Raw genomic sequence first — 26384 nt, 5'->3', positions numbered from 1 at the left:
CCCTATCCGCCTAGGTCTATGCGGATGTGCTTGACCGCCAGGTACTCGGCAAGGGCGTGACGGGAGTTCTCGATGCCGAACCCGCTCTGCTTCCAGCCGCCGTAGGGATAGGATATCTCGCCGCCGGCGACGTTGTTCACGCCCACGGTTCCGGCCTCCAGGCGCTCGGCCACCGTGATCGCGGTGGCCAGGTCGCGCGTGTAGAGATAGGCGACAAGCCCGTAGGGTGTATCGTTGGCGTAGCGCACGGCCTCGTCCACGCTACCCACGGCCATGATGGGCGCCACGGGGCCGAAGGTCTCCTCGCGCATCACCTTCATGTCGTGGTTCACGTTCACGAGCACGGTCGGAAGGAAGAAGTTGCCGCGGCTGTAGGCCTCACCCTGTGGGGGACCCCCGCCGTAGAGCACGCGGGCGCCCTTGGAAACGGCGTCCTCGATGTGATCGCGCGCGGTGGCCACGCCGGCCGCGTTGGTCATCGGTCCGAGGTCCACATCAGGGTCGAGGCCGTTGCCGATGCGCAAGGCCGCTGTCTTTGCCACAAACCGGTCCACGTACTCGTCGTAGACTGCCTGGTGCACGTAGATCCGGTTGATGGCGTTGCAGATCTGCCCCATGTTGCGGAATGAGCGGTAGGCCCCGCCGTGCGCGGCCGCATCCAGATCGGCGTCCGGACACACTATCAACGGGCAGTGGCCGCCCAGTTCCAGTGAGAGCCGGGCCACGCGGTCGGAGGCGACCCGCATGATCTCTTTGCCGGTTTCGGTCTGCCCGGTCAGCGCAATCTTCCTGATCAGAGGATGGGCGACCAGGGCGCGGCCCACGACCGAAGCAGGTCCGCTCACCACGCCGGCCACGCCCGGTGGCAGTCCGGCCTCATGGAGGCACTCAAACAGCCGCAGCGTGGAGAGCGGCGTGTCGCTGGCAGGCTTGGCCACCACCGGGCATCCGGCGAGGAGCGCCGGCGCCAGCTTCCACGAGACGAGCAGCAGGGGGTAGTTCCAGGGCGCGATCGCCGCCACCGGGCCCACCGGTTGCCTTATGACAATGCTGCGGCGCGAGTTCGAGTCGGTGGCTATCGTCTCACCCAGCAGGCGACGGCCCTCCTCGGAGAAGTACTCGAAGGCCTCTGCGGCGCCGTCTACCTCCCCCAGGGCTTCCTTGAGGGGTTTGCCCTGCTCCTCGGTCAGCAGCCGCGCGATGGGCTCGCGCCGCTCGCGGAGGAGGTCGGAGGCCTTTCTCAGAAGCCGGCCGCGCCTGGGAGCCGGGGTCGCGGCCCATGTCGGAAAGGCCCGCGCCGCGGCCTCCACTGCGCGCTCGACGTCCCGCGCGGTGGCCTTGGGCGCGTGGCCGACCGCCTCTCCTGTGGCCGGGTTGGTCACGGGGAAGGTCTGGCCGTCTTCGGCCTCTACCAACGCGCCGTCCACCAGCATGCGAAATGCCTGAACTTCGTTCATCCGGTCATCCGCCTTTCGCTTATACCAGGGGAGATTACGACCTTCAGTTCTCGGCGGGAGCGGGCGCGGTCGAAGGCCGCCAGCCCGTCTTCCAGTGGCAGAACCGCGCCGATCAGGCGTGACAGGTCAACGTGCCGCGCAGCCGCCAGGTCCAGAGCCCGCTTGAACTGCCAGCGGCTGGCGCCGGTGGTCCCGGTAACCGTGATCTGGCGATAGTGGATCCGGTTGGGTGAGAAGGTGATGGTGTCCTGACCGCGCGGCAGCCCGGCGAAGTACACCACCCTGCCCTCTGCGGCCGCCAGGTCTGGGGCCTGCTCCATGGCCTGCAGAGAGGGCGCCGCCACGATGACCACATCCGCCCCCCCTCCGCCGGTCGCCCGGAGCACCGCCTCCCGCGCGTCCTCGGTACCGGGGTTGATGAGTACATCCGCCCCAAAAGAACCCGCCTGAGCCAGCCGTTCATCCAGGATCTCGCTAACGATCACGCGGCGGGCGCCGGAGATGCGCGCCAGCAGCACGTGCATCAGCCCGATCGGCCCGCCTCCGACTACGAGCACCGTGTCACCGGGAGCGATCCGGCCGGCCTGGATCCCGTTGTAGCAACAGGAGAGCGGCTCGACCAGGGCTGCTTCGGCGAAGCTCATCCCTTCAGGAATCGGAACCAGCAGGGCCTGGCGCAATGCCCGCTCGGGCACCACCATGAACTCGGCAAAGCCACCGTCCAGATCTATGCCGAACGCCTCGTAGGTGGGGCAGAGGTGCGTCTGCCCGCGTATGCACAGATCGCAGGCGCCGCAGCCGATGTTGGGGATCACCGCCACCGGCATCCCGGGATAGATGCCGGTCACCTGCGGACCTGCCGCGGCCACCCGGCCCGCGACCTCGTGTCCTGGGATGCGCCGTGTGCCCTCGCGGATCTTGAGGTGCCCGCCGCCTACGATGCGCAGATCCGTGGCGCAGATGCTGGCAGCGGCCACCTCCAGGAGAACATCCCCGGCTCCCAGGCGCGGGGTCTCGACCTCGACGAGCCGGAGCCCTTCTGGGGCGTGGTACACCAGCGCCTTCATGCCCGGTCCCCCGGGGCGCCGGCTTCCTCGAGTGGTAGGACGACCGGCACGCCCAGGCGGCTGGAGAGGTTGGCCGCGAGCGTCGCCTCCAGCGCCCTCCTGCCGTCGAGCCCGGTAGAGAGAAGCTGCTCCTCTCCATGTATGCAGCGTATGAAGTGCGCGGCCTCGGCGATGTAGGCCTCCCTGAACCGATCGCGCCAGCTCGCAAACGGCTTGGACTGAACGCCCGACGCTCTCGTGCACAGCAGAACGGCGCCGCCGCGCAACTCGCCGACCTGTAGGACGCCCTCGGTGCCCAGGACCTCCAGCCGGGCGTCGTAGCCGTAGTCCACCGGGCACGCGCCGTCAATCGTGGCCAGGACGCCGTCCGCCATGCGCAGCGTCACCACCGCGCTGTCGTAGAACCCGGGGAACTCCTGAAGCAGATCGGGCCGCTTGGTCGCGGAGGTCTCGGCATAGACCCGGGTGACCTCCGTGCCTGCTATCCACCGCACGGTGTCGAAGTCGTGGCTGTTCACCTCGGCCAGCATGCCGTTACTGCGAGCAGCATCCCAGGCCCAGCGCGGCGGCAGGCCCGGCCCCCGGGTGAGTGATCGAATAACCATGGGGCGACCGATCCTACCCTCCGCCACGAGTTGTCTGGCCTCCCTGAAGGCAGGATCGAACCGGCGCATGAACGCCATCTGCAGCAGGACGCCCGCATCTGCCGCGGCCTCGATCATCCGGTCCGCCTCGACCAGGTTCAGGGCCATGGGCTTCTCGCAGAGAACGTGCTTGCCGGCGCGGGCAGAGGCCACCGCGATCTCTGCGTGCGTGAAGGTGGGTGTGGTTATGCACACCGCGTCGACCGGCGCCCCATCGAGCGACTCGCGGATCCCGGTGAACCGCCCGGCCACCCCGAGCTCGGCTGCGCGGGCCTCCAGCACCTCGCGGTCGGCTTCGACTACCGCAGCCAGCACGGCGCCGGGCACGTGCCGCTGGAAGTTGACCGCGTGAACCATGCCGGCCCGCCCAAGGCCAACGACGCAGACGTTCACAACCGATCCCACCGATGTGTCCTCCCCTGTCTGCACTGCCCGCTGCGACATCTCCTGTGGCGATGTCTCCTCAGGCGATGTCCTCCTCGATGGCGCGCAGCCGCTGGATGGATTCCTCGGCGAAGCTGTCCCAGAGGTGGCGCAGGCGGCTCATCCGGATCGCGATGTAGGGATCCGGCAGCGGTGGCAGCGGTTCCAGCGCCAGCGCCCGCGTGTAGCCGATCTCCCGCAGGGCCCGCATCAGCGCCCGGAAGTCGGTGTGCCCGCGGCCCACTGCCTGGCGGTTGCTGTCGGAGATGTGCACGTTCACCAGCCGCTTCCCTGCTAGCCGCACCGCGGCCGCGGGGTCCGCCTCCTCTATGTTCATGTGGAACGTATCCAGGTGCACGGCTACCGCGTCCGACCCAACCTCGTCCGCGAACCGCAGCGCCTGCTCGCAGGTGTTGATCAAGAAGGTCTCGTACCGGTTGATGGGCTCGATGGCAAGGAAGGCGCCCTTTGCCTCGGCCGCGCGCGCGGCCTCGCGTACAGCGGCGACCGCGTTCCGCCACGCCTGGTCGTAGCCTTCCGTCCAGACGGCCTCGTCACGCAGCTCCATGGTCGGCGCGGTCTTTGCTACCGCGGAGGGCACGACGATGACCAGCGGCGCGCCCACCGCCGAGGCGAACTCCACGCACGCCTCCAGGTATCGCACTGCCCGGCCGCGCACGAGCGGGTCAGGACTGGCCAGGTCGCGGCTGTCGGTGGGCCACGGGTACATGCCGGCGATGGACAGCACGGACAGGCCGTATGTCCCGCACAGGGCGCGGACGTCCGCCGGATCGTACTGGCCCGGCTCGCCCATCAGCTCCACCCCGTCGTAGCCGAACCTGCGCAGCCGCTGGAAGGTGAGCTCCAGGGGCTCACCCCCGTAGATCCAGTTGCTGATCGAGTACTTCACGGCCTCACCTCCCTAGGGCTCCAGCCAGATGGAGTAGCGGTACCGGTCGGCACGGTAGAAACCCTCGACGTACTCGATGGGCCGGCCGTCCTCGGCAAAGAGCGTGCGCCGCAGCACCAGTACAGGGCTGCGCCGGGACACCTCCAGGGCCCTGGCCAGGGCAGGGGTCGCCTGTTCGGCCTCGATGTACTGGAAGGCCTTGGCGAGCTTCAGGCCCAGGCGGTACTGAAACAGGTCGTAGAGGGATCCCGCGAAATCCTCCTGCCCGGTCAGGCCCACCCACTTGGGCAGATAGGACATGAGCACAACGATCACGGCCCCATCGGCGCAGCGCACGCGCTCGATCTTGAGGACCTGCTCGCCGGCCTCAACCCTGAGCGCCTCGCGAACCGCAGGGCTTGGCTCCACCCACGAGGCCACGGCGCTGCGCGTGGAAGGCTCTGCCCCGCGGCTGCGCATCTCCTGCGTGAAGCTCACCAGCTTGGGCAGGGGCTCCTCGATGCGGCGCTGGAGAACGAAGGTCCCCTTCCCGCGGCTGCGGACCAGGTAGCCCTCCGTGACCAGCGCTTCCACGGCCTGCCGCACGGTCTGACGGCTGACGTTGAAGATGCGCTGAAGCTCGGCTTCGGTTGGGATCGGCGCTCCCGGGCTCAGTTCTCCGGACTGGATCTTGGTGCGAATGGCTTCCCTGATCTGGGAATAGAGCGGGGCGGCACCGCCGTGGCGCACCAGGGACACTCCCTCGATGCGGTCGCGGACAGCTTCTTCCGGACGGTCAGTCATCGCTACGCTCCAAACCGCCTTCTGCGCCACTGATCGAAGACAACCACGATGATGATAACTAGGCCCATGACCACGCGCTGCCAAAAGGCCGACACGTTTAGGAGATTGAGCCCGTTGCCCAGAACGCCCATGATCAGGGCTCCAACCACGGTCCCGATCACCGTACCTTCACCGCCGAAGAGGTTGGTACCACCCAGCACAACTGCGCCGATGGACTGCAGCTCCATACCGTCTCCCATCAGCGCGTTGGCGGAGTTCAGCCGACCGGTCAGCACAAGACCTCCGATTCCCGCAGTGAAACCACAGAACGCGTAGACGGCAATCTTCGTGCGGTCCACGTTGATGCCCGAGACCCGGGCCGCCTCGCGGTTTCCTCCCACGGCAAGGGCCGAGCGCCCCAACCGCGAGTAGTGCAGGACGGTCCACCCCAGCAGGGCCGTTGCCACGGCAACCAACGCGGGCACCGGCACGCCCAGGACTGCTCCGCTGCCGAGCCAAATGAGCTCGGGAGGTAGATAAGCCTTCAACTGGATTGCGGTCACGTGTGAGGGAACAGGCAGCCCCTGGGTCAGCAGTAGGGAGACACCGCGCGCCGTGGTCATCATCCCCAGCGTGGCGATGAAGTCGGGGATCCTGCCCTTCGTGATCACCAGACCGTTGATCAGGCCCACCAGCGTGCCCACGGCCAGCCCCAGAGGCAGGCCCAGCCAGACGCTCCATCCCCAGTAGGCCAGGGACACCGCCGAGACAGAGCCGGCCAGCGCCATCATCGCTGCCACCGAGAGGTCAATGCCTCCCGAGATTATTACAAGCGTCTGACCCACGGCCAGGATGGCGGTCACCGAGGTCTGGGCCAGGACGTTCATGAAGTTACCGGCGGTCCGGAAGTGGGGTGAGACGGCGGAGAGATACCCGGCGAGCAGGAAGAGTGCGATGATGGGCCCTCCCTTAAGCAGCAGCCTCACCGACCAGGCCTCCGAGCCACTCGGCGCCTCCTTCGCCACGGCCACCTCCGAACCGGCGTGCGCTTTCCGTTGTTGCGCCATTAGGCTTCCTCCAGGCCTGATGAGGACAGTCCGACTGCGCTGCGCAGGAGATCCTCCTGGGTAGCCTCGCCCCTGCGGTACTCCGCCGTGATCTGCCCGCGATGCATCACCAGGATCCTGTCTGCCATGGCCAGCACCTCCGGGATCTCCGAGGAGAGCATCAGCAGCCCCACCCCCAGCGCGCACAGCCGCCCCATGAGCTGGAACACCTCGGTCTTGGCGCCCACGTCAATCCCTCGCGTGGGCTCATCGAAGATGAGCACGCGCGATTTGCTCGCCAGCCACTTGGCGAGCACTACTTTCTGCTGGTTGCCGCCGCTCAAGAACCTGACCGGTCTGGACAGGATCGGCGGCTGTATCCTGAGCTCCTCGACCAACCTGGCACCGATCCGCTGCTCCTCACGGTGGTCAATGATGCCGGCGCGCGTTACGCCATCGAGACTGGCGAGGGTGATGTTGGGCGGCAGGCCCATACCCGGCACCAGCCCCTGCCGCCGGTCCTCGGTGGAGTAACCGATGCCGTGCCTGATCGCGTCTTCGGGCGAGTTGACCTCGATCCTCGCGCCGTTGACCAGGATCTCGGCCCGCGCGGCCCGCTCCAGACCGAAGAGGGAGCGCGCCAGCGTAGTGCGTCCCGCGCCCCGCAGGCCGAAGATGCCCAGGATCTCGCCAGAGTGCACCGTGAAGTTGATCCCATGGAGCAGGCCACCTGCGCAGAGGTCGCGGACGGTCAGCACCGGGGCGCCGATGGGCACAGACGTCTTGGGAAATCGCTCGCGGATGTCACGCCCGACCATCATGCGCACCACGGCGTCCTCGCCGGCGTCCGCAACCGCCACGGTGCCGACCTTCCGGCCGTCACGCAGCACCGTGGCACGGTCCCCGATCTCCCGGATCTCGCCGAGTCTGTGCGACGTGTACAGAACAGAAACGCCCTTACCCCGCAGGCCCCGGAGGAGGCCGAACAGCCGATCGCGGTCCCGGTCGGATAGGGCCGAGGTCGGTTCGTCGAGCAGCAGAATCTGCACATCCAAGGCCAGGACCCTCGCAATCTCCGTCAGTTGCTGCTCCGCGACGGATAGATTGCGCACCGGGATGCGCGGGTCTATCGGTACTCCCAGGCTGCCCAGCACGGCCTCGGCCCGGGCCACCATCTCATGCCAGTTGACCAACCCTCCTGCGCGGGCCGGCCACCGTCCCAGGAAGATGTTCTCCGCCACGGTCAGACCGGGCACGAGGCTGAGTTCCTGGTAGACCATCCCTATCCCGAGCGCCCGGGCGTGCTTGGCATCCGCGATCTCAACCGGCCGGCCGCGCAGCAGAATGCGGCCAGCGTCCTTCTGTATCGAACCGCTCAGGATCTTGAGGAGCGTGGACTTACCGGCGCCGTTCTCGCCCAGCAGCATGTGGATCTCGCCCTCTACAAGGTCGAGGTCCACCTGGTCCAGGGCGTGGACACCCGGGAAGCGCTTGTCAATGCCTTCAAGTCGGAGGATCTCGCCGCCAGACACCTCAGAACCCCTACTGCGCGGTGTACCCGCCGTCTACCGACAGCACGGCCCCGGTCGCGTAGGCGAGCTCGTCGGACGCCAGGCACAGGATTCCGAACGCGATCTCCTCGGGGCGCCCCAGGCGGTCCATGGGCCGGACCGATTCAAGCGCGCGCCGGGCCGCCTCCGGATCGGGCTGGCGCGCCACCGCCGCCGCAACCAGGGGAGTGTCCGAGGTGCCCGGGCAGATGCAGTTGGCGCGGATCGCCGGCGCACCGTCCACGGCCAGGCTCCTGGTAAGGCCGATCAACCCTGCCTTGGTGACGTTGTAGGCCACCTGTCCCTTGATTCCCACGAGACCGGCCTCAGAAGCCACGTTGACGATCACGCCGCCGCCCCCATGCCGCATCACGGGGATGCAGTACCTGGCACACAGGAACGGGCCGGTCAGGTTCACCTCCAGCATGCGCTGCCAGTCGTCCTCAGTCGTGGTTTCAGCGTCGCCCTGGCGGTAGATCGCCGCGTTGTTCACCAGGATGTCCAGGCGCCCGAAGGCGGTCAGGGTCGCTTCTACCATGAGGCCGACCTCATTCGGCCTGGACACATCCGCGGCCACGAACGTGGCCTCCCCGCCCTCGGCGGCTATCTGCGCAACCGTGGCGGCACCGGCTTCCCTGTCCACATCTGCCACGACTACCCTCGCACCCTCGCGCGCAAACAGGAGGGCCGCGGCGCGGCCGATGCCTGCGCCGCCTCCGGTGATCACCGCCACCTTACCGCGGACTCCCATGCCCCTATCCCTCATGCCCCTTTCCCTCCGTGTGCCAGACTGCCGGGGCGCCCTTGCCGTGTGCCTCTCGCCGTTTGCCTCTCGCCGTTTGCCCCTTGCTTGCGGGCCGGGGCCTGCACAGGCCCCGGCCCACCATCATGTTACTTGAACTTGGCCTTTATGGCGGCCCAGTTGACGGGCTCCAGCTTGGGGTTGGGGTAGTATTCCCGCGCGTTGCCCTTCCACACGGTGCGGGGACGCACGTCAAAGAGCTGGGGCACATCGGCCTTCTGCCCCAGGGCCAGCATCACGGCAAACTTCGTGCCGTACCAGCCCCACTCAGGGAAGCCGTGCCAGGTCTCAGCCATCAATCTCCCCTCGGCAATCCGCTCGGTGGATTCCGGGGTCACGTCGTTGGTGAAGACCTTGATCTCGGTGCGCTTGGCTGCCTCAGCCGAGAGCATTGCTCCCAACCCCATCTCGTTGGAAGCAGCCCAAATGGCCTCGAGACTGCCCTTGGGATTCCGGGTCAGGAAGTCCTCGGCGGCCTTGCGCCCCTTCTCGCGGTTCCAGTCGGCCGGCAGCGTCCCGACCACCTTGACGCCGGGGAACGGGCCCACTACCTTGTTGAACCCGTTCAGGCGCGCCGTCGAGAAGAACCCGCCGGCCACGCCCTCGATGATCGCAACGCGCGCCTTGATGGCCGCGGTCTTGGGATCCACGGTCTTGTAGAGATCCTGCCACCACTTGAGGTCCAGGTAGGTGCCCGGCTTCACGTCCACCTTCCTGCCGGTGCCCAGCACTCCAGGACCTCCGTAGTAGTCGAGAAGCGAGTAGGCGGAGATCATGCCTGCCACAGTGTTGTCAAACCCGATATAGGAGGCGACGTCCACGCCCTTGATGGGCTCCAGCAGGTTGACGATGATGACCGGGATACCGGCCGCGTTCGCCTTCTTGATGGCGGGAATAACTACCTCGACCTCGATGGGCGAGATGGCGATCACGCTGACCTTGCGCTGGATGTAGTCCTCGATGATGGCCACCTGGTCCGCGAAGGCCACGTGCGTGGCCGGGGAGCGGCTGATCACCTGGACCTCGATGCCGGCCTTCTTCGCGTCGGCTGCGCCCTTCTCGAAGAAATCGGTGGCGGTCTTGAAGACACCGGTTATGTCAGGAGGCGTCCACCCGATCACGACCTTGGGAAGCGGGGGTCCTGCCATTGAGGACAGGCTGAGCGCCAGCACGGCTGCGACGCTCATGGTGACGACGCGCCACTTCAGACCGCGACACTTCATCTATCTCCTCCCCTCCCTGTTCAGGAGCTTCTCGACGTTCAGGAGTTCCCGTACACGACCGTGCGCTGCTCGACGCTCTCACCTCCGGCCCGATGAAAATGCCTCCTCGAGCGACGCTTCATGAAGCGACGCTTCGTGGCGGGTAAATGTACGGATGTCTCGTCGTCCATCCGTCCTGCTCATTATATGGCCGGTGTGCGGGGACGTGTCAATGGCGCTAGAGGTTCAGCTCTTCAAGGTACCGAAGCGAACGATCCAACCGCTCCTCGGGTTGAACGTTGAACACCTCGAACACGCGCAGGTGCTCCGGGCGGGCGTAGGGGCGCAGCGCCTCAAAGTCCACATCACCCTCGCCGGGCGGCAGGTGGTCTCGAGTTGAACGGGCGTCGTGCAGATGAAATCCCAAAAGGTGCTCTCCGTAGCGTTCCAGGTACTGCGCGGGAGTCGCCAGGCCGAGCACCTGCTGGGCGTGGCCATGGCCCACGTCGTGCCAGTACCCGACGCCGCGGTCCCCGAACTCCCGAAGTATCACCGCGAACTCCTCGAAGCTCGGGAGATCGTTGTACTCGTAACGGGTCTCCGCACCCAGACGTACGCCTGATCCCGCGGCGTGGGCGGTCAGTGCCTCCAGGCTTGCCATGCAACGGTCCAGGTGGCGATCAGCCACAGCCTTCCGCGCAGCAAGTCCCTTTGCCAGCAGTGCCTTCCACTCGTCCCGATCCCCGGCCTCCATCCCGACTTTCATCCCAACTTTCATCCCGTCTTCCATTGCCTGGACGATGGCCGGCTGCGGAAGCGTGCCCTCCACGGCGCCCAGGTGCAGCACGATTGCACGCGCGCGCACTGCCGCGGCCATGTCCACGGTCGCCTTGGTGAAATCCACCGCGGCCCGTCGGCGACGTTCGTCGAGCGCGGCCAGGTCGTCAAGGCGCGCGGCCCCTGGGTAGGGCACCGGACACGGAGCGTGCAGGCTGACTATGGGCGGGTAGCCGTCGCCAGCAACCTCCCGCACCTCCGCCGCCAGATCCAAGCCCACCGAGCTGAGCTCCACCCCGCCGAAACCCAGCCGTGCCGGCAAAGCGAGGAGCTCGCGGGCGTCCGTGATCCTGGCGATGTGCCACGCCGTTGAGAGCGCAAACCGCGACACCGTTCCGTCCCTCACATCGCGTCTGCGAAGATCGCGGCCACCTGCTCCACGCTCAACTCCCGCGGGTTGTTGTCCATGAGGCGGCGAATCGCGTGCGCCTCCGCAGCCATCTCGGGGATGGCGGCCGGATCCACGCCATGCCGGGCCAGGCCCATCGGGATCCCGATCTCGTCGCACAGGCGGCGCACCGCCGGCGCCGCGGCGCGGCCGTCCAGGCGCTGATGGCCTTCGCGCAGACCACCCTCGGGCGAACCATCCTCCAGCAGGAGCGCGATCTCTGCGTACTTCGCCTCGACAGCCGTCCGGTTCGCAGCCATCACGCTGGGCAGCAGAAGTGCAATGGCCAGACCGTGGGGGACGTGGTAGCGTGCGCCCAACGGGTAGGCCAGGGCGTGCGTGGCCGAGGTGCCTGCCTGGCCGATCGCGGCCCCTGCCAGAAAGCTGCCCAGCAGCATGCCTGCCCGGGCGTCCAGGTCGCCGCCCCGATGCACCGCGTCGCGCAGGTTCCGGCCTGCCAGCAGCGCGGCGTGCCGGCTGTACATCTCGGTGTACATGTCTGCCCTGCGGGATGTGTAGGACTCGATGGCGTGCGCCAGCACATCCATGCCACTCTGGGCTGTGACCGCGGGAGGCAGGGTCTTCGTCAGGCCCGGATCCAGGATCGCGTAAGTGGGAATCAGGTGCGGGCTGACCATCGCCACCTTCTCCCCCCGCTCGTAGTCCATGATGAGAGCGTTGGGGGTGGCCTCGGAGCCGCTCCCGGCTGTGGTGGGGATCAGAATGCTCGGCAGGCCCGGCCCGGGAACCTTCCCGACGCCTATGTAGTCCCGCACGTCACCCGGCCGACCGGACAGCGCCGCGCAGACCTTGGCTGCGTCCAGCGTGCTGCCGCCTCCCAGGCCTATGATGAGATCGTGCCCGCCGGCCCGCGTTGCCTCAAGCGCCGCCCTCACGCAGGACAGAGGTAGTTCAGGATCCACATCGTCGAACACGCCTACCGATCCCTGCGGCAGCCCTGCGGCAGCCACCACGCTCTCTGCCAGCCCGAGCCGAGCCACCGCCCTGTCGGAAACCAGCAGCGGGCGCCGCGCCCCTGTGCTCGCCACGTACCCCTCTAGCGCCGACAGCGCGCCGGGGCCAAAGGCGTGCGCGGGCAGTCTCCAGGTGCGAACTCCCAGTCCAGCCAACCGAGTCGCCTCCCTCTCTCAGTCCACGCACGTTTCTCTCATGGTGACGGGCACACCTGTATGTGGCGGCAGGATGTACCGTGAAGACTACCCTACCGTCGGGTCGATGATGCTGAGACCTGCGAAGTACCGCCGGTAGAACCCACGATCTCTGGTAAGAAGCGCATCCGCCTGCAGCCGGGCATGCGCGCCTACGAGGAAATCCGCGACGACCCGGTCTCGGGCAAGGCGCGCGCCCTTCCGGTGTTCCCGCCACAGTTTGCCGGCTGCGATTGCGGCCTGGGCCGAGACCGGGTCGAACTGCACGCCGAGACTAGCCAGGGCTTCGTCAAAGGCGTCGTCCCCAGGAAAGTGCGCCCGGACCTCAGCCCATACCACCTCGCACGCCGCGAGGCCCCGGCGTCATAGGCCATCCGCAGCGCCGATCGAGACTGCTCGCCAAACGTGGGGTCAGCACCGAGGACATCCAGCAGCACGGAGGTGTCCAAGGCGGTCTTCATGGCCGCTTCGGACGGGGGCCGCGCATCTCATCCAGCAGGGCATCCACCGGCCGCTTCAGTCGCAGGGTGCCGAATACGCGGTCCACAGGGTGTTGACCCGGGCGGCCTTCTCGCATAATTACGTCCCGTTCGCGGAGGTCAAAGGTCACGGGTGTCCCCGGGTGCAGGCCGAGTTGGTTCCGCACATGCACCGGAATGGTCACCTGACCCTTGGTAGAGACGGTGCTCCTCATACATTCAGAGTGAAGGGTATTACCAGGAATGTAAAGCTCACGGCCACCCCACAGATTGCTTTGCTCCTGTCATTCACGAAAGCTGAGGCACACCTTAGGAAGGTCCGCCGCCCAGCAGTGCCGCCAACCCACAGGAGTACGGCCATCAGGTGCGTGAAGTTGGCCAGGAACTTCAGAACGAGCGGCGCGCGCCGAACCTCGCGAATCGCGTTCGGGCCAAAGCGGTACAGGCGGCTCTCCGCCTCGTCCGGCGACAGGCCCCCTGGACCGGTCGCCAGCGAACGGTACACCTCCTCAACCGGCGCTGTGTGGATGCTACCGCAGGGGTCTGCTAAGTCCGGGAGGTGTCTGGGCATGCTCCACCTTCTAGGCATAGGGCGGCGTCAGGGTCGCGCCAACCGGCAGTGCCTCAACCTGCACGCCCAGGCAGGGAGTCGACACGGATCACATCCCCCAAGCATCACAAACACCCTTGAAACATGGAGTCGTATGCAATAAGATATACACTTAGGTACGCAGGATTGTACGCCATATCCGGAGAGACCCCTGTGTTGACAGACCGCATCTTCGATGAGCTGAAGGAGCGAGTCCTGGCGTTCGACCTCAAGCCCGGCGAGCGGCTGCTGGAGGACGGGTTGGCGCAAGAATGGCAGACGAGCCGGACGCCGATCCGCGAGGCGCTCAAGAGACTGGCGCAGGCCGGGTTGATCCGCATCGCCCCACGGCGTGGGTACTATGTGCGGGAGATCAACCTGGCGGAAGTTGAAGAGCAGTACGAGGTCCGTGTGGCGCTGGAGACCTTCGCGGTCTCCCTGGCGGTGGACCGCGGGCGCGCGGTTGACTGGAGGAAGCTACAGGAGACCTGGGCCGAGATCCCCGAGCCTCTTCCCTCACCCAAGGCGATGCTGAACCTGGACGAGGGCTTCCACGCCGCGATTGCCGAGGCCGGCGGCAACGGGGCTCTTGCCGAATACCTGCGCTCCATCAGCGAGCGGATTCGGGCCATCCGCGCCAAGGACTTCACCGACCCCCACCGGATCCGCCTCACGTATCTTGAACACGCACGCATCCTCGAACTCATCGAAAAGGGGGATGCCGGCGCGGCCGGCGCGGCCATCCGTGATCACATCCTTGAGAGCAAGGCCAACGTACTGCACGCGGTCAAAGAGCTGCTGGCTTCCATATACCTGAATCGGTGAGGATGGGGCCGCAGAGAAACGATGCAACAGGTGTGTCGAGTGAGGGTTGACGCAGAGCCCTACCCGTTCGAGTTCAGCCCGGATGCGGTCGCGCTGTTGGTGATCGACATGCAGCGCGACTTCCTAGAGCCAGGCGGATTCGGCGAGATGCTTGGAAACGACGTCACCCACCTGCGCAGGGCCATCGCTCCGACCCGCCGCGTGCTGGACGCGTTTCGCGCCCGCGGCATGACGGTCATACACACAAGGGAGGGACACCGCTCCGACCTCAGCGACCTTCCGCCCACAAAGAGGACGCGGGGGCGCCTGAAGACGGGGATTGGGGATGCCGGCCCAATGGGTCGGGTGCTCATTCGGGGCGAGCCCGGGCACGAGATCGTTCCAGAGCTTGCCCCGGCTCACGGTGAGCCCGTGATCGACAAGCCGGGCAAAGGGTCGTTCTACGCAACCAACCTGGAACTGATTCTCCGGGAACGCGGCATTCGGAGCCTGATCGTGACCGGGGTCACAACCGAGGTGTGCGTGCACACCACCGTGCGCGAAGCCAACGACCGAGGGTTCGAGTGCCTCGTGCTGGAGGACTGCGTTGCATCATACTTCCCCGATTTCCACGAAGCCGGGATCCGGATGATCAAGGCGCAGGGCGGGATCTTTGGATGGGTGTCCGGCTCAGCGGTCCTCTTGAGAGCGCTGAGCGAGACCCGGGCCGGATCGGGCGCCGCCGAGTCCACGTGACCGCAGAGACCATGACCGCGGAGGTCGCATCCGCCGTTGCACCTGCCCGCGCAGAGGCGGCCCTTGCGCACCGTGACATCCTGCCCACACGGCCCGACCAGCGGGTAATCGGCTGGACGGACTTCGTCTGGCTCTGGTTCGGCATGGTCGCCCAGATGGGCGTCTTCCTGCTGGGGGCGTCGTTCGCAGGAAGGCTTTCGCTCATGGACGCACTTGCGGCCATCGCGCTGGGTAACCTCGTCGTGGGGGTTGTATCCGTGCTCAACGGCGACATCGGCATCCAGCACGGTGTGACATATGCCGTATACCTGCGCGCACCTTACGGCATCTGGGGTGCCTGGGCGCCGTCCCTGCTGCGCGCCGGCGTCGCAGTGTGCTGGTTCGCGATCCAAACCTACTTCGGCGCCACCGCGATAGACATGTCCGTGAGACTGCTCACGGGGTACTCCAACTGGCCACTGTGGTACTGGTCGTTCGGTGCGCTCCAGATACTGATCACGATGCGCGGCATCCACGGCATCAAGCGGGTGGAGAACTTCGCGGCGCCCGCCCTCCTGGTGCTCTCGGCCTTGGTGGTCTACCTGCTGGGCTCTCAGGGCGGATGGGAAAAGGTCGCGTCGTTCCCAATCACAAACCCCATTCCGTTCTGGGTTGCGGTGACGGCAAACCTCTCCTACTGGATTACCGTTGCGGACAACATCCCGGATTTCACCCGCTTCGTGAAAACCACGCCCGGCGCACGAGGGTTCTTCCATCGCAACCGGCACAGCCTGCTGGGGCAGCTCCCCGGCCTCACGCTGGGCATGATGCTCTTCGCCACCGTGGGCTATCTGGGGAAGGTGTTCACCGGCCACGGCAATCCGGTAGAGGCGATTGGCGCTGCTCTGGGTGGTGTGATGGTCCTCGTCGGGCTGGCAATCATCCTGCTGGCGCAGTTGAGCACGAACGTGGCCGCGAACCTATATGCTCCTGGATACGTCCTCAGCAGCCTGTTCGCACCCCGAGTCAGCTTCGCCCACGGGGTTCTCTTAGGTGGGGTAATCGGTCTCGTCGCGGTGATGCCGTGGCGTCTGGTTAACTCATTTCTCACGTACCTGCCCGCAGTCGGCGCGGCGCTCTCGCCCGTGGCCGGGGTGATGCTTGCGGACTACTACCTCATCCGCGGACGCCGGCTGAACGTCCCCGCGCTCTTCCGCCGCGACGGGCCGTACACGTATAGCGGCGGCTTCAACCCGGCTGCATACCTGGCGCACGGGATCGCTTCCATACTTGGGGTGGTCTGGCTGCGGTACTCCTGGCTGGTCTCAGTGCCGGTTGCGGTCGTTCTGTATGTAACCCTGATGCGCCTGTGGATCCTACGGATACACCCGGAGGCAAGATGATGGCTCGGCAAAACGCACAAGACAGGAGGGCAGAGATGAAGTCTCAATGGTGGAAGGCAGCGATTCTGTCGGCGATCGCGCTGTTGCTTTCAACGACCATGGCGATGCCGTCTTTCAGCCAGGACCGCTCCGACACACTGCTCGTGGTGACGGAGGGTGGGCCCAACAGCATGGACATCCACGGCGTTGGAGCCAACTTCCAAGTCTACGGTGTCACGTGGAACGCCTACGATCGGCTGCTGACCTACGGCAAGAAGACCCTGCCTAACGGCACCGTGTCGTACGACTTCACGAAGCTCGAACCCGAGCTGGCGCAGCGGTGGTGGCTGTCGGCGGACGGCATGTCCGTCACGTTCGTCCTGCGCAAGGACGCCAAGTTCCACGACGGCACACCGGTGACGGCCCACGACGTGAAGTGGTCCTTTGACCGCGCCGTTACCGTCGGCGGCTTTCCCACGTTCCAGATGAACGCCGGCAGCATGGAAAAGCCTGAGCAGTTCGTGGTAATGGGCGAGCACACGTTTCGCATCAACTTCCTGAGAAGAGACAAGCTGACCCTGCCGAACCTGGCGGTGCCGGTCCCCGTCATATTCAACTCCGCCCTGGCCAAGCGGCACGCGACGCCCACCGACCCGTGGGCGATGGCGTGGCTGCGGAACAACACCGCCGGCGGCGGCGCCTACAAGGTGGAGTCGTGGCGGCCCGGCCAGGAGACCGTCTACGTGCGCAACGACAACTGGAAGTCCGGCCCTCTGCCGAAGATTAGGCGGGTAGTGGTGCGCGAGGTGCCCTCGGCAGGCAGCCGGCGCGCGCTGATCGAGCGGGGCGACGCCGACATCGTCATGGATCTGCCCGCCCGTGACTTCGTCGAGCTGGCCAAGCAGGGGAACCTAACGGTCATCGGCACGCCGGTGGAAAACGCGATGATGTACGTGGGGATGAACGCCAAGCACGCACCCTTCAGCGACGTCCGCGTCCGGCAGGCGGTGGCCTACGCGCTGCCGCGCAAGAGGATTGTCGAGGCGGCTACGTTCGGCCGGTCGGCGCCACTCGTCACGCCCGTGGCGAGCAACACGTTTGGGTACGATCCCAAGATGTCGCCCTACACCATGCAGAACCTGTCAAAGGCCAAGGCCCTGATGGCCGAATCCGGGTTTCCAAATGGGTTCGACACCACGATCTCTTTCAACGCGGGCTTTGCGGCCACCAACGAACCGATGGCGATCCTGCTGCAGGAATCGCTGCGCCTGATAGGAATCAACGCCACCATCAACAAGATCCCGGGCGCGGTCTGGCGCGGAGCGCTGCTTCGGAAGGACCTTCCGCTCATCATCAACGTGTTCAGCGGCTGGCTCAACTACCCCGAGTACTTCTACCTGTGGGTGTTGCACGGCGACAACTCCGCGTCCAACACCAGCTCCTACCAGAATCCTGAGATGGACAAGCTCATAGACGCGGCGCGGTTCGAGACGGACCAGAAGCGGTACGCCGAGCAGGTAAGGGAGTTCATCAAGGTCGCGCTCCGGGACGTGCCCATTCTGCCGCTGTTCCAGCCGTCCATGGATGTGGTGATGCAGAAGAGCATCTCAGGGTACACATACTGGTTCCATCGCCAGATTGACTTCCGCTCATTGGTGAAGAACTGAGGTGAGCAGCCCGTCCCTAAGAATGGTGGCCAGGCGGCTGGCGACCGCGCTACCGGGCGTGGTCGGGGTGATCGTCGTCACCTTCCTGTTGAACCGCGCCCTGCCCGGCGATCCCGCCGCGTACTTTGCCGGGCCGGCCGCTACTCCCCAAGCGATCGAAGAGATCCGCGGCAGGTTGGGTCTGGACCGCAGCCTGCCGGAGCAGTTCGTACTGTACCTGCGCGACCTTACCCGGGGCGACCTGGGCCATTCGCTTACAACCGGCCAGCCGGTCGCGGCAGACCTGCGCGCCCGGCTGCCGGCATCGCTCGAGCTGGCCACCTGCGGCCTGCTGCTCGCGTTGACCCTGGCGCTGCCCCTTGGGGTGCTTGCCGCGACACGCCCCGGCTCCGGGGTAGATCACGTGACACGCCTGCTGGCCACGATGGGCAACTCGCTTCCCGTGTTCTTCACCGGGCTGGTACTCGTCTATGTCCTCTACTACCTGCTGGGGTGGGCGCCGCCGCCGCTGGGCCGTCTGGAGGTATTCAGGCAGGCGCCGGCGGCGGTGACGGGATCCTTCCTGATTGACAGCCTGCTGGCGCGGGACCCGGGGCTCTTCCTGGCCGCGGCCAAGCAACTGATCCTTCCCACGATGACGTTAGGGCTGGCCGCCCTCGCGCCGATCACCAGGATGACGCGGGCGGCGATGCTGGGCGTCCTGGCCAGCGACTATGTTCGCACGGCCCGGGCCAACGGTCTCGCGCCGCGGACGGTACTCTACGTCTACGCGCTCCGGAACGCGATGCTGCCGGTCGTCACGACGCTGGGCCTGGTCCTCTCCTTTCTCTTGGGGGTCAGCGTGGTGGTCGAGAAGATCTACGCCTGGCCGGGCATAGGCGCATATGCCCTGGATTCCGTCATTGCGTCCGACTATGCGCCCGTACAGGGGTTCGTTCTAACGATGGCGGTGGTGTACGTGCTGCTCAACCTCCTTATCGATCTGCTCTACGGAGTGATCGATCCCCGGGTGCAGATCGAGTCATGAGTACAACCGTACTCCGCCTGGCCAGAGCGGGCCGATACGTGGTGCTCGGAAACCCGCTGACCTTCGGCGCGTTTCTGCTGCTGACCGGCCTGGTCGTGCTGGCGGTATTCGGCCAGTGGATCGCGCCGCACGAACCGCTGGCGACCGCGGTTGGGCCGCATCTGGCGCCGCCTTCGACCACGCACTGGTTCGGCACCGATCACCTCGGCCGGGACATTCTGAGCCGGGTGATCGTGGCGACGCACCTCGACCTGCTCATCGCGATATCCGCGGTCACCCTGTCCTTCGCAGCCGGGAGCGCCGCAGGAGCATCCGCCGGTTTCTACGGCGGCTGGACCGAGCGGGTCGTTACGCGCGTTGTGGACACAATTATGGCTTTTCCCCTCTTCGTCCTGGCCATGGGAATCATGGCCGCGGTCGGGACCTCTGTGATGAACATCGTGCTCACGGTAGCCCTCATCAACTTTCCCTCGTATGCTCGGATCGCCCGCGCCGAGGTCAACGTCCGACGCAACGCCGGATACGTCGAGGCGGCGCGCCTTGCCGGCAACACGCCGAGGCGGATTCTCGCCGCCCACATCTTCCCCAACTGCCTGCCCCCGCTGATTGTGCAGGCCTCAATGAACATGGGGTGGGCGATCCTCAGCGCGGCCGGGTTGTCGTTCATAGGGCTCGGCGTGCGGCCGCCGACCGCGGAGTGGGGCATCATGGTGGCCGATGGATCGGCGTTTATGATGTCGGGCGAGTGGTGGGTTTCGACCTTCCCAGGGATCGCCCTGATGCTGGCCGTGCTTTCGTTCAACCTGATGGGCGACGGCCTGCGTGACCTCATAGATCCCCGGAGGCGCTCGTGATGCGGGGCGCAGGACCGCTGCTTTCGGTCGAGGATCTGTCGCTCGAGTTCCGCGCGCGCGACGGGACCGTCAGGGTGCTGGACGGCGTGGGATTCACCGTGGGTTGGGGCGAGACCGTAGGCCTGGTCGGCGAGAGTGGCTCGGGCAAGACCATCTCGGCGCTGGCGATCATGGGCGTGCTTCCCCCAACCGCACGGGTCACGGCCGGGCGCGCGCTTTTCAAGGGGACCGACCTACTTGCGGCGGACGAAAGCACGCTTCGCCGCTTCCGAGGCAGCGAGATCTCCATGACCTTCCAGCTGGCGCGCGCCGCACTCAACCCGATTCGGCCCGTGGGCCGGCAGATCGAAGATGTCATCCGGCACCACACCGACCTTCATTCGGGGGCGGCGCGGTCCCGGACCCTGGACCTGCTCGCCCGGGTGCAGATTCCTGACCCGGGGCGCGTCTACGGCGCCTTCCCGTTTGAGCTGTCCGGAGGGATGTGCCAGCGCGTCATGATCGCCATGGCCGTGGCGTGCTCGCCTTCGCTGCTGATCGCCGACGAGCCTGCCACGGGTCTGGATGTGTGCACGCAAGCGGCGGTACTGGAGCTCATCGGAGACCTGGCACGCCAGAACAACATGGCGACGCTGCTCATCTCGCACGATCTGGGGCTCCTGGGTGAACGGGCCGATCGCGTCGTCGTGATGCACGCGGGCCACGTTGTCGAGACGGCGCCGACCGCTGCCCTGCTGGCGGCGCCGCGGCATCCCTATACCGCGAAGCTCATTGCTTCCTCGCCACGGCCGTCGGTGGGCCTCGCGGACCTCGTGACCATACCAGGTACCATTCCCGACTTCCGCGCCCAGCTTCCGCCGTGCCGGTTCCGCTTCAGGTGCGATCGGGCTGCGCCCGAGTGCGATCAGCCGCCGCTCCCGCGCGTTGCGGTCGGGCCCGATCACGTCGTGGCCTGTAGGAGGCCCTTGTGATGCCCGCATCGTCGCTCCTTGAGGTGCGCGACCTGTCCAAGCGCTTTCCGGTGCGAGGCGCCCGAAGCCTGGTCTATGCGGTGGACCGCGTCGGCTTCTCGCTGCAGGCCGGGGAGTCTGTCGGGCTGGTGGGCGAGTCGGGCTGCGGCAAGTCCACCCTGGTGCGCCTGATCACCAGGCTGCTCGATCCCACCGGCGGCGAGATACGGTTCGAAGGGCAGGAGATCGGCGCGATCCCATCAGCCCACTTCGCGCACAGGCCCGAGCGGGCGAAGATACAGATGGTGTTCCAGGACCCCACCGACAGTCTAAACCCGCGCTTCACCGCGTTTGACACCATGGCCGATCCCATCCGTCATCTGGCAGGGGTGAGCGAACGGCGGTTACTGCAGGACCGGGTGGCCGAGGTTGCCGATCTGGTGCGACTCCCAGGCGAACTGCTCGGGCGCTATCCCCACCAGCTTTCAGGAGGGCAGCAGCAACGAGTCGGGATAGCGCGGGCCATCGCGGTGTCCCCACAGTTGTTAATCCTGGACGAGCCCACCTCCGCGCTGGACGTCTCGGTGCAGGCGGTCATCCTGCACCTGCTGGCTGAACTGCGCCGGCGTTTGGGCATGTCCTACCTCTTCGTATCCCACGACCTGAACGTGGTCCGGCTGATCACGGAACGGGTAATGGTAATGTACGCGGGCAGGATCGTGGAAGTCGGGCCCACGGCCGAGGTGTTCTCTCGCCCCAACCACCCGTACACCCGCGCGCTCCTTTCGGCAATCCCGACGTTCGATCCAAACGCCAGGAGAGAACGGATCCGCCTGCCGGGCGAACCGCAGAGCCCGATAGATCCCAGCCCTACGGTCTGCCGCTTCTTCGGGCGGTGCCCTGACGGCTTCGATCGGTGCGCACGCGAGATGCCCGCGCTGAGCCATCTGGGCGGCGACCGCCATGTGGCATGCCATCTGCTCGAGTGCAATCACGATAGGGAGGGTCCCAGTGAGTAGCATCAGGCAGGCGATAGACGCAGCGAACGCACAGGCCGTGGAGCGCATCATCGCAGCGGACCCGGTTCTGGTTGACATCGCGCCCGCGGGAGAGGTCATCCCCGGCCTGCAGGACAGGATGGTCCTGCACTCCGGCCCGCCCGTGACCTGGGATCGCATGTGCGGGGCACAGCGGGGCGCGGTCATCGGGATGGTGCTCTTCGAGGGATGGGCTCAGGACGCCGCCGGCGCCACGCGACTTCTCGAGAGCGGAGAAATCAGGCTGGAACCCAATCACCACCACCAGGCCGTGGGGCCGATGGCAGGCACCATCTCCCCTTCGCTGCCCGTATTCGTGGTCGAGAACACGGCCTTTGGCAACCACGCCTTCTGCCGCCAGGTGGAACGCCAGCAGCAGTTCGGCGACTACAGCGAGGGGGCGCTACGCGGGCTGCAGATGTGGCGTGATTTCTGGGCCCCCTCAATTGCGGCCGGGCTACGCCAGATGGGCGGTGGCTTGAACCTGAAAACGATGATCGCGAAGGCGCTCCAGATGGGCGACGAGCTGCACAACCGGCAGGTGGCCGCATCGAGCCTGTTCGCCAACGCCATGGCGGTGCCCATGATCAAGGCGGGCCTGCCGGCCGATCGCCTGATCGGCACGCTCGGCTACCTCGCAAACCACGAGGTGTTCTTCCTCTCCATGGCGATGGCCGCGGCCAAGGCCTCCGCAGACCCGGCCTCCGGGATAGAGCGCAGCACCGTCGTGACCGCCATGGCGCGCAACGGCACCGAGTTCGGGATCAGGGTGAGCGGCCTGGGTGACGAGTGGTTCACCGCACCCGCGCCCCGCATCGAGGGGCTCTACTTCCCCGGGTACAAGGAGGAAGATGCCGGATTCGACATGGGCGATTCGGCGATCGCCGAGACGGTCGGCTGGGGAGGCTTCGTGCTGGGAGGCGCGCCGGGCATCCTGAACCTAGTAGGAGGCACGCCGGAACAGGCCATGCGGTACAGCGCTGAGATGCGCGAGATCACGGTGGCAAGCCATGCTGTCTACCGCATTCCCGCGTTCGGGTTCGAGGGCGTGCCCGTCGGCATAGACATCCGGAAGGTAGTTCGTACCGGCACCACGCCGATCATAGACACCGCCATCGCCCACAAGGACCCCGGGCACCCGATGATCGGCGCAGGGATCGTCCGGGCGCCGCTGGAGTGCTTTGAGAAAGCCCTTGGGGCGTTTGCGAGCAAGTACGGGTAGGACGCCGCGCGCCGCGCTACCGCTGGAGGACTTGATAGGCCATCCCGCCCCATCGCCATCTCAAGGTCTGAGACGCCCCCCCGCCTATCCCCTGTGTAATGATGCTCAGGTCTGTTCCCTTCGCAAGAACCCTCACCAAGTGGTACTGGAGCTTGGCTCCGCTCATGGGCAGCAGGACAACACCCCGCGGGGTCAAGTATCCCGCCTCGATCCTTGTAAGGTTCACTCTCGCGACTGCGAAGGGGAGCGAAACCCCCGGACTGGGGGTAAGCGTCGCTGCGTATAGGGGCACGGAGTTCGCCCAGAAAGCGGCGAGTGCGCCCTGGTATGCATGACGACCGACGCGCGCCACCCTGGCTGCCTCCTGGTCTGCAGCGTAGGGCGTTGACTTGCCCTCGGCTCTGGCCGCTGCAGCTCCTTCACGCACGAGCAAAGCATTCAGGTCAGTCCATTTGCCGTCAACGTAGCCATGCAGACGTGCTACTCTCCCGGCCCGATCGGGCCACAGCTGGACCGTGAGCCCGCGATGGTAGTTGAGGCGGGTGATCGCCTCTCCAAGAGCTCGGCGGTAGGGATCGTTTGAAGGAAGCGATGCGACCCCGTGCAACCGGACCAACATTGCGGGAAACTGGCGTCTGTGTTCTTCCTGGGGAGTGACAAGAACGCTGGCTGAGCCAGGCTGAGGCAAGTAGGAAGCAATTCGCTGCACTGGGAAGGTCACAACATCGCCTGGAGACAAGGCATCGGCGATTCCAACCGCTGCCACGATAACGACGAGGATACTGGTCAAGGTTGTCGTCACAATCGTCACCTTCACCCAATCCCCCCTCTATGCTACGATCGCATCCCGATTGCGCACCCCTGGCGGTCCTTTGGCCGTTAGTGGCCCTGTCCCTCGTAATGGTCGCCTTCCGCTCAACTTCAGAGATGAACCGGCCCGGCGAGCAGCCACTCGTAGGCGGGCTGCACGACCACGCCGGGCGCGGTGACGGCAGGCACCTGATCGCGGGTCAACACGAGGAGCCACCGCTTCGCGCGGCGGTGCTCCTGCGCGGCCTCTTCGAGCGCGCGCAGCTCGCGCGCTAACGTTGTGCGATCCGAGGGGTCTGCGCACACCTGCACGAGGCCCTCGCCGCCCGCCAGGTAGCACACGTGGAAATCCACCTCGTGACCTTCGCCTGTCTTCACATACCCGACCTGCGCCCTGCGACGCCCGAGTTCGCTCGCGACCACGGTCTCCAGCGCATGACCCAGGTTCGCACGTCCGGCCGCGTCGAACGCGCGAATCAGACCGGGATCCACCGGGTACACCTTGCGAGGGTTGGAATTGCGGCGGCGTTCAGAATCGGTGGCCAGCGGGGCGGTGCTGATCAGAAACGCGTCCAGCAGATAGCCAAACATCGCGTGCACGGCGTCCTTCGCCACACCGTGTCCCTGCGCCTTCAGGTCTCGGTGGAGCCGGTGGATACTGAAGGCCCCGGCCGGATTGCGCAGGCACTGGCGCACCAGCCAGCGCAGCGCGGCCACCTGAGAGACGCCGTAACGCTCCACCACATCCCGGAAGAGCACCGTGTCCACATACCCCTGGAGCAGCTCGAGACGCACCGCGGGCGCCAGCCCCTGGGCCTCTGGAAAGCCGCCCTCTGCGAGGTACTCCAGGAAGCGCTTCTCGACGAGCGACCGCTCGGCGCTGGTCCAGCGCGCCGGCTCCCCCCCGGGCTCCTCGCCGCGATGGCGCAGGAACTCGCGGAAGCTGAACGGCCCGATTACGGTCTCCATGCCGCGCCCGCGCAGCGAGGTGTGCACCTCGCGGGAGAGCATCCTGGCCGACGAGCCGGAGATCACGATCTCGGCGAGTTCAGAGTCGATCACCCGGCGTACGAAGCGTTCCCAGCCCGGCACGAGCTGGATCTCGTCGAGGAACCAGTGGACCTTCTCGCGGCCGCGCAGCTCCGGGAACCGCCTGTAGTACTCCTCGAGCAGGAGGCCGAGTTGCTCGAGCGGCAACTCGGCCAGCCGATCATCGTCGAAGCTCACGAAGAGTGCTCGCTCAGGCGGAAGCGATGCCCGCCGCTCGGCCAGCAACTGGAGCAGGAACGTGGTCTTGCCCGCCCGGCGCATGCCGATGACCGCATGCACCTTGCCTGCCACCGCCGGCAGCCGGGCATCGCGTCGGGTCAGTCGCGCCGCCGGCGCCGACGCGAGCGCCGCGTTGAGCTTCTCCAGCAGCACGGGGTGCAGGGGCATGGCCAGCCGAAGTATATCCGTGAGGTGTCCTTCTGTCAAGGACAGATTCACTGAAAACCGTACTCCGTGGAAGGACAGTCCTGGGGCTCGGCCTGGTGACGCGCTCCGTCGCCGACTACCTGGCCCCGCCGGCCCGTATCCCCCAATCCGGTTCGCAATTGTAAAGACGCCCGTTTCTTGTCTTCAGGAACTCGGATAGCGGGATCTCCTCCTGCCTGATGAGGCCCTTGCCGGGGATCGTCCCGTTGCTCACCATCTCGACCACCGCGCAGGCCGAGGCGGCGGTCGTCCACGAGATTGCCCGCCACCGGCGACCGGCGATCTCGAGCGGGTAGTAGGCCCTCACGAACTCCTCGCGCGAGAGGTGCCCTCCCTTCCATCCCTCCACCGCGGCATGGACATACACCACGTCTTCGTTGACCTGGGGCTTGGCGTGCACCAGTATCTCGCCGGCACGGGTCCTGTCCTCGCGCATCAGCAGCTCGTGGAAGAAGAAGTTCATGAGTTTGGCGTGGCCGGGGTAGCGAATGGTCTTGTAGTCCAGGTTCTGAACACGCCCCCGGAAGGTGTCGCACATCGTGCCGAGCCCGCCGGACGTGGTGAAGGCCTCGAGCTGGACGCCTCCGATGACGATTGTCTCCAGCCATTCCAGGGGAGAGACCCACTTGTGGACGCCGTCCTCGATGACCTCGCAGTCGTTGAGGTACTCGTTCACGACGCCTTCGGGTGACCAGTTGAACGCATATCCCAGCAGGCCGGTCGGGTGTTGCGGAAGCGCCCCGACCCGCAGCCGGATGCAGCGGATTGGATCGAACGTCTGGGTCAGAGCGGCGCCCACGATGGCGATGAATCCGGGCGCAAGCCCGCACTGCGGCGCCATCACCGCGCGCGCGGTGCCGCTCATCTGGATGATCGCCTGGGTCGTCTTGACGTCCTCGGTCAGGTCGAAATAGTGAATGCCGAGCTCATGGGCCGCGGAGGCAATGCCGATATTGAAGTTGTAGGGGAGACAGGAAACGACCGCGTCGAATCCGCTCATCCGGGGCATATCGCCAGGGCGTCTCAAGTCCAGGTTGATGGCCGGAAACGGCAGGCCGGCGGCATCATTCATGTCGGCGCCGGTTACCGCGAACC

The 26384-nt window shown here is 66.3% G+C and carries 25 protein-coding genes; 9 read left to right on the top strand and 16 right to left on the bottom strand.

Features of this window, described 5'->3' with window-relative positions; genetic code table 11:
* Positions 1-2: 2 nt before the first annotated feature.
* From RDU83_13115 to RDU83_13055, 13 genes are all read right to left on the bottom strand, one after another.
* A complete protein-coding gene (locus RDU83_13115; protein ID MDQ7841942.1) occupies positions 3-1457 on the bottom strand; it encodes an NAD-dependent succinate-semialdehyde dehydrogenase in 1455 nt (484 codons plus the stop codon).
* The gene (locus RDU83_13110) at positions 1454-2524 is read right to left on the bottom strand and encodes a zinc-dependent dehydrogenase (protein ID MDQ7841941.1); all 1071 of its coding nucleotides are present in this window, start codon (positions 2522-2524) and stop codon (positions 1454-1456) included. The genes RDU83_13115 and RDU83_13110 overlap by 4 nt, the downstream gene beginning before the upstream one ends.
* Positions 2521-3612 carry a Gfo/Idh/MocA family oxidoreductase gene (locus RDU83_13105; protein MDQ7841940.1) on the bottom strand — a complete coding sequence of 364 codons (1092 nt, stop codon included), beginning with the start codon at positions 3610-3612 and terminating at the stop codon, positions 2521-2523. Before RDU83_13105 ends, RDU83_13110 begins: the two co-directional genes overlap by 4 nt.
* 19 nt (positions 3613-3631) lie before the next feature.
* Positions 3632-4501 (bottom strand): sugar phosphate isomerase/epimerase family protein, encoded by an 870-nt coding sequence (locus tag RDU83_13100; GenBank protein ID MDQ7841939.1) that lies wholly within the window; start codon positions 4499-4501, stop codon positions 3632-3634.
* 12 nt (positions 4502-4513) lie between these two features.
* Complete coding sequence (locus tag RDU83_13095) at positions 4514-5284, bottom strand: GntR family transcriptional regulator (GenBank protein ID MDQ7841938.1); 771 nt, start codon at positions 5282-5284, stop codon at positions 4514-4516.
* Positions 5285-5286: 2 nt separating this feature from the next.
* On the bottom strand, positions 5287-6330 hold the full coding sequence (locus RDU83_13090) for an ABC transporter permease (protein MDQ7841937.1): 1044 nt from the start codon (positions 6328-6330) through the stop codon (positions 5287-5289).
* On the bottom strand, positions 6330-7841 hold the full coding sequence (locus RDU83_13085) for a sugar ABC transporter ATP-binding protein (GenBank protein MDQ7841936.1): 1512 nt from the start codon (positions 7839-7841) through the stop codon (positions 6330-6332). The genes RDU83_13090 and RDU83_13085 overlap by 1 nt, the downstream gene beginning before the upstream one ends.
* A gap of 10 nt (positions 7842-7851) precedes the next feature.
* On the bottom strand, positions 7852-8625 hold the full coding sequence (locus RDU83_13080) for a glucose 1-dehydrogenase (GenBank protein MDQ7841935.1): 774 nt from the start codon (positions 8623-8625) through the stop codon (positions 7852-7854).
* A gap of 125 nt (positions 8626-8750) precedes the next feature.
* Positions 8751-9809, bottom strand: coding sequence for a sugar ABC transporter substrate-binding protein (locus RDU83_13075; protein MDQ7841934.1), 1059 nt, complete (start codon positions 9807-9809; stop codon positions 8751-8753).
* Between the two features lie 292 nt (positions 9810-10101).
* Positions 10102-11031 carry a TIM barrel protein gene (locus tag RDU83_13070; protein MDQ7841933.1) on the bottom strand — a complete coding sequence of 310 codons (930 nt, stop codon included), beginning with the start codon at positions 11029-11031 and terminating at the stop codon, positions 10102-10104.
* An 11-nt stretch (positions 11032-11042) separates the two neighbouring features.
* Positions 11043-12218 (bottom strand): iron-containing alcohol dehydrogenase, encoded by a 1176-nt coding sequence (locus RDU83_13065; protein MDQ7841932.1) that lies wholly within the window; start codon positions 12216-12218, stop codon positions 11043-11045.
* An 87-nt stretch (positions 12219-12305) separates the two neighbouring features.
* On the bottom strand, positions 12306-12596 hold the full coding sequence (locus RDU83_13060) for a PIN domain-containing protein (protein ID MDQ7841931.1): 291 nt from the start codon (positions 12594-12596) through the stop codon (positions 12306-12308).
* A gap of 351 nt (positions 12597-12947) precedes the next feature.
* Positions 12948-13307 (bottom strand): cation-transporting P-type ATPase, encoded by a 360-nt coding sequence (locus RDU83_13055; protein MDQ7841930.1) that lies wholly within the window; start codon positions 13305-13307, stop codon positions 12948-12950.
* 192 nt (positions 13308-13499) lie between these two features.
* Here RDU83_13055 and RDU83_13050 point away from each other — a divergent pair, with 192 nt between their 5' ends.
* The 9 genes from RDU83_13050 to RDU83_13010 are packed head-to-tail and all read left to right on the top strand — an operon-like array spanning position 13500 to position 23003.
* Positions 13500-14150, top strand: a complete 651-nt coding sequence (locus tag RDU83_13050) for a GntR family transcriptional regulator (GenBank protein MDQ7841929.1) — start codon at positions 13500-13502, stop codon at positions 14148-14150.
* Positions 14151-14171: 21 nt separating this feature from the next.
* Positions 14172-14885 carry an isochorismatase family cysteine hydrolase gene (locus RDU83_13045; GenBank protein ID MDQ7841928.1) on the top strand — a complete coding sequence of 238 codons (714 nt, stop codon included), beginning with the start codon at positions 14172-14174 and terminating at the stop codon, positions 14883-14885.
* Positions 14882-16267 (top strand): NCS1 family transporter, encoded by a 1386-nt coding sequence (locus RDU83_13040; GenBank protein ID MDQ7841927.1) that lies wholly within the window; start codon positions 14882-14884, stop codon positions 16265-16267. Before RDU83_13045 ends, RDU83_13040 begins: the two co-directional genes overlap by 4 nt.
* A gap of 35 nt (positions 16268-16302) precedes the next feature.
* Positions 16303-17913, top strand: coding sequence for an ABC transporter substrate-binding protein (locus tag RDU83_13035; GenBank protein MDQ7841926.1), 1611 nt, complete (start codon positions 16303-16305; stop codon positions 17911-17913).
* A 22-nt stretch (positions 17914-17935) separates the two neighbouring features.
* Positions 17936-18940: an ABC transporter permease gene (locus tag RDU83_13030; GenBank protein ID MDQ7841925.1), complete on the top strand. Its 1005-nt coding sequence runs from the start codon at positions 17936-17938 to the stop codon at positions 18938-18940.
* Positions 18937-19794 (top strand): ABC transporter permease, encoded by an 858-nt coding sequence (locus tag RDU83_13025; GenBank protein MDQ7841924.1) that lies wholly within the window; start codon positions 18937-18939, stop codon positions 19792-19794. The genes RDU83_13030 and RDU83_13025 overlap by 4 nt, the downstream gene beginning before the upstream one ends.
* A complete protein-coding gene (locus RDU83_13020; GenBank protein ID MDQ7841923.1) occupies positions 19794-20765 on the top strand; it encodes an ABC transporter ATP-binding protein in 972 nt (323 codons plus the stop codon). Before RDU83_13025 ends, RDU83_13020 begins: the two co-directional genes overlap by 1 nt.
* Entirely contained in the window at positions 20765-21763 is a 999-nt protein-coding gene (locus tag RDU83_13015; protein ID MDQ7841922.1) for an ABC transporter ATP-binding protein, read from the top strand. Before RDU83_13020 ends, RDU83_13015 begins: the two co-directional genes overlap by 1 nt.
* Positions 21756-23003, top strand: a complete 1248-nt coding sequence (locus RDU83_13010; protein MDQ7841921.1) for a DUF1116 domain-containing protein — start codon at positions 21756-21758, stop codon at positions 23001-23003. The genes RDU83_13015 and RDU83_13010 overlap by 8 nt, the downstream gene beginning before the upstream one ends.
* A 16-nt stretch (positions 23004-23019) precedes the next feature.
* Here the strand turns inward: RDU83_13010 and RDU83_13005 are convergent, their stop codons facing one another.
* From RDU83_13005 to RDU83_12995, 3 genes are all read right to left on the bottom strand, one after another.
* Positions 23020-23820, bottom strand: coding sequence for a hypothetical protein (locus RDU83_13005; protein ID MDQ7841920.1), 801 nt, complete (start codon positions 23818-23820; stop codon positions 23020-23022).
* A 104-nt stretch (positions 23821-23924) separates the two neighbouring features.
* Positions 23925-25250, bottom strand: a complete 1326-nt coding sequence (locus RDU83_13000; protein MDQ7841919.1) for an ATP-binding protein — start codon at positions 25248-25250, stop codon at positions 23925-23927.
* A gap of 115 nt (positions 25251-25365) precedes the next feature.
* Positions 25366-26384: saccharopine dehydrogenase C-terminal domain-containing protein (locus RDU83_12995; GenBank protein ID MDQ7841918.1), on the bottom strand; the 1019-nt coding region annotated here is incomplete at its 5' end.

The organism is bacterium, assembly GCA_031082185.1.
Taxonomy (GTDB): Bacteria; Sysuimicrobiota; Sysuimicrobiia; order Sysuimicrobiales; family Humicultoraceae; genus VGFA01.
This window is presented reverse-complemented; position numbering and strand designations above follow the sequence as displayed.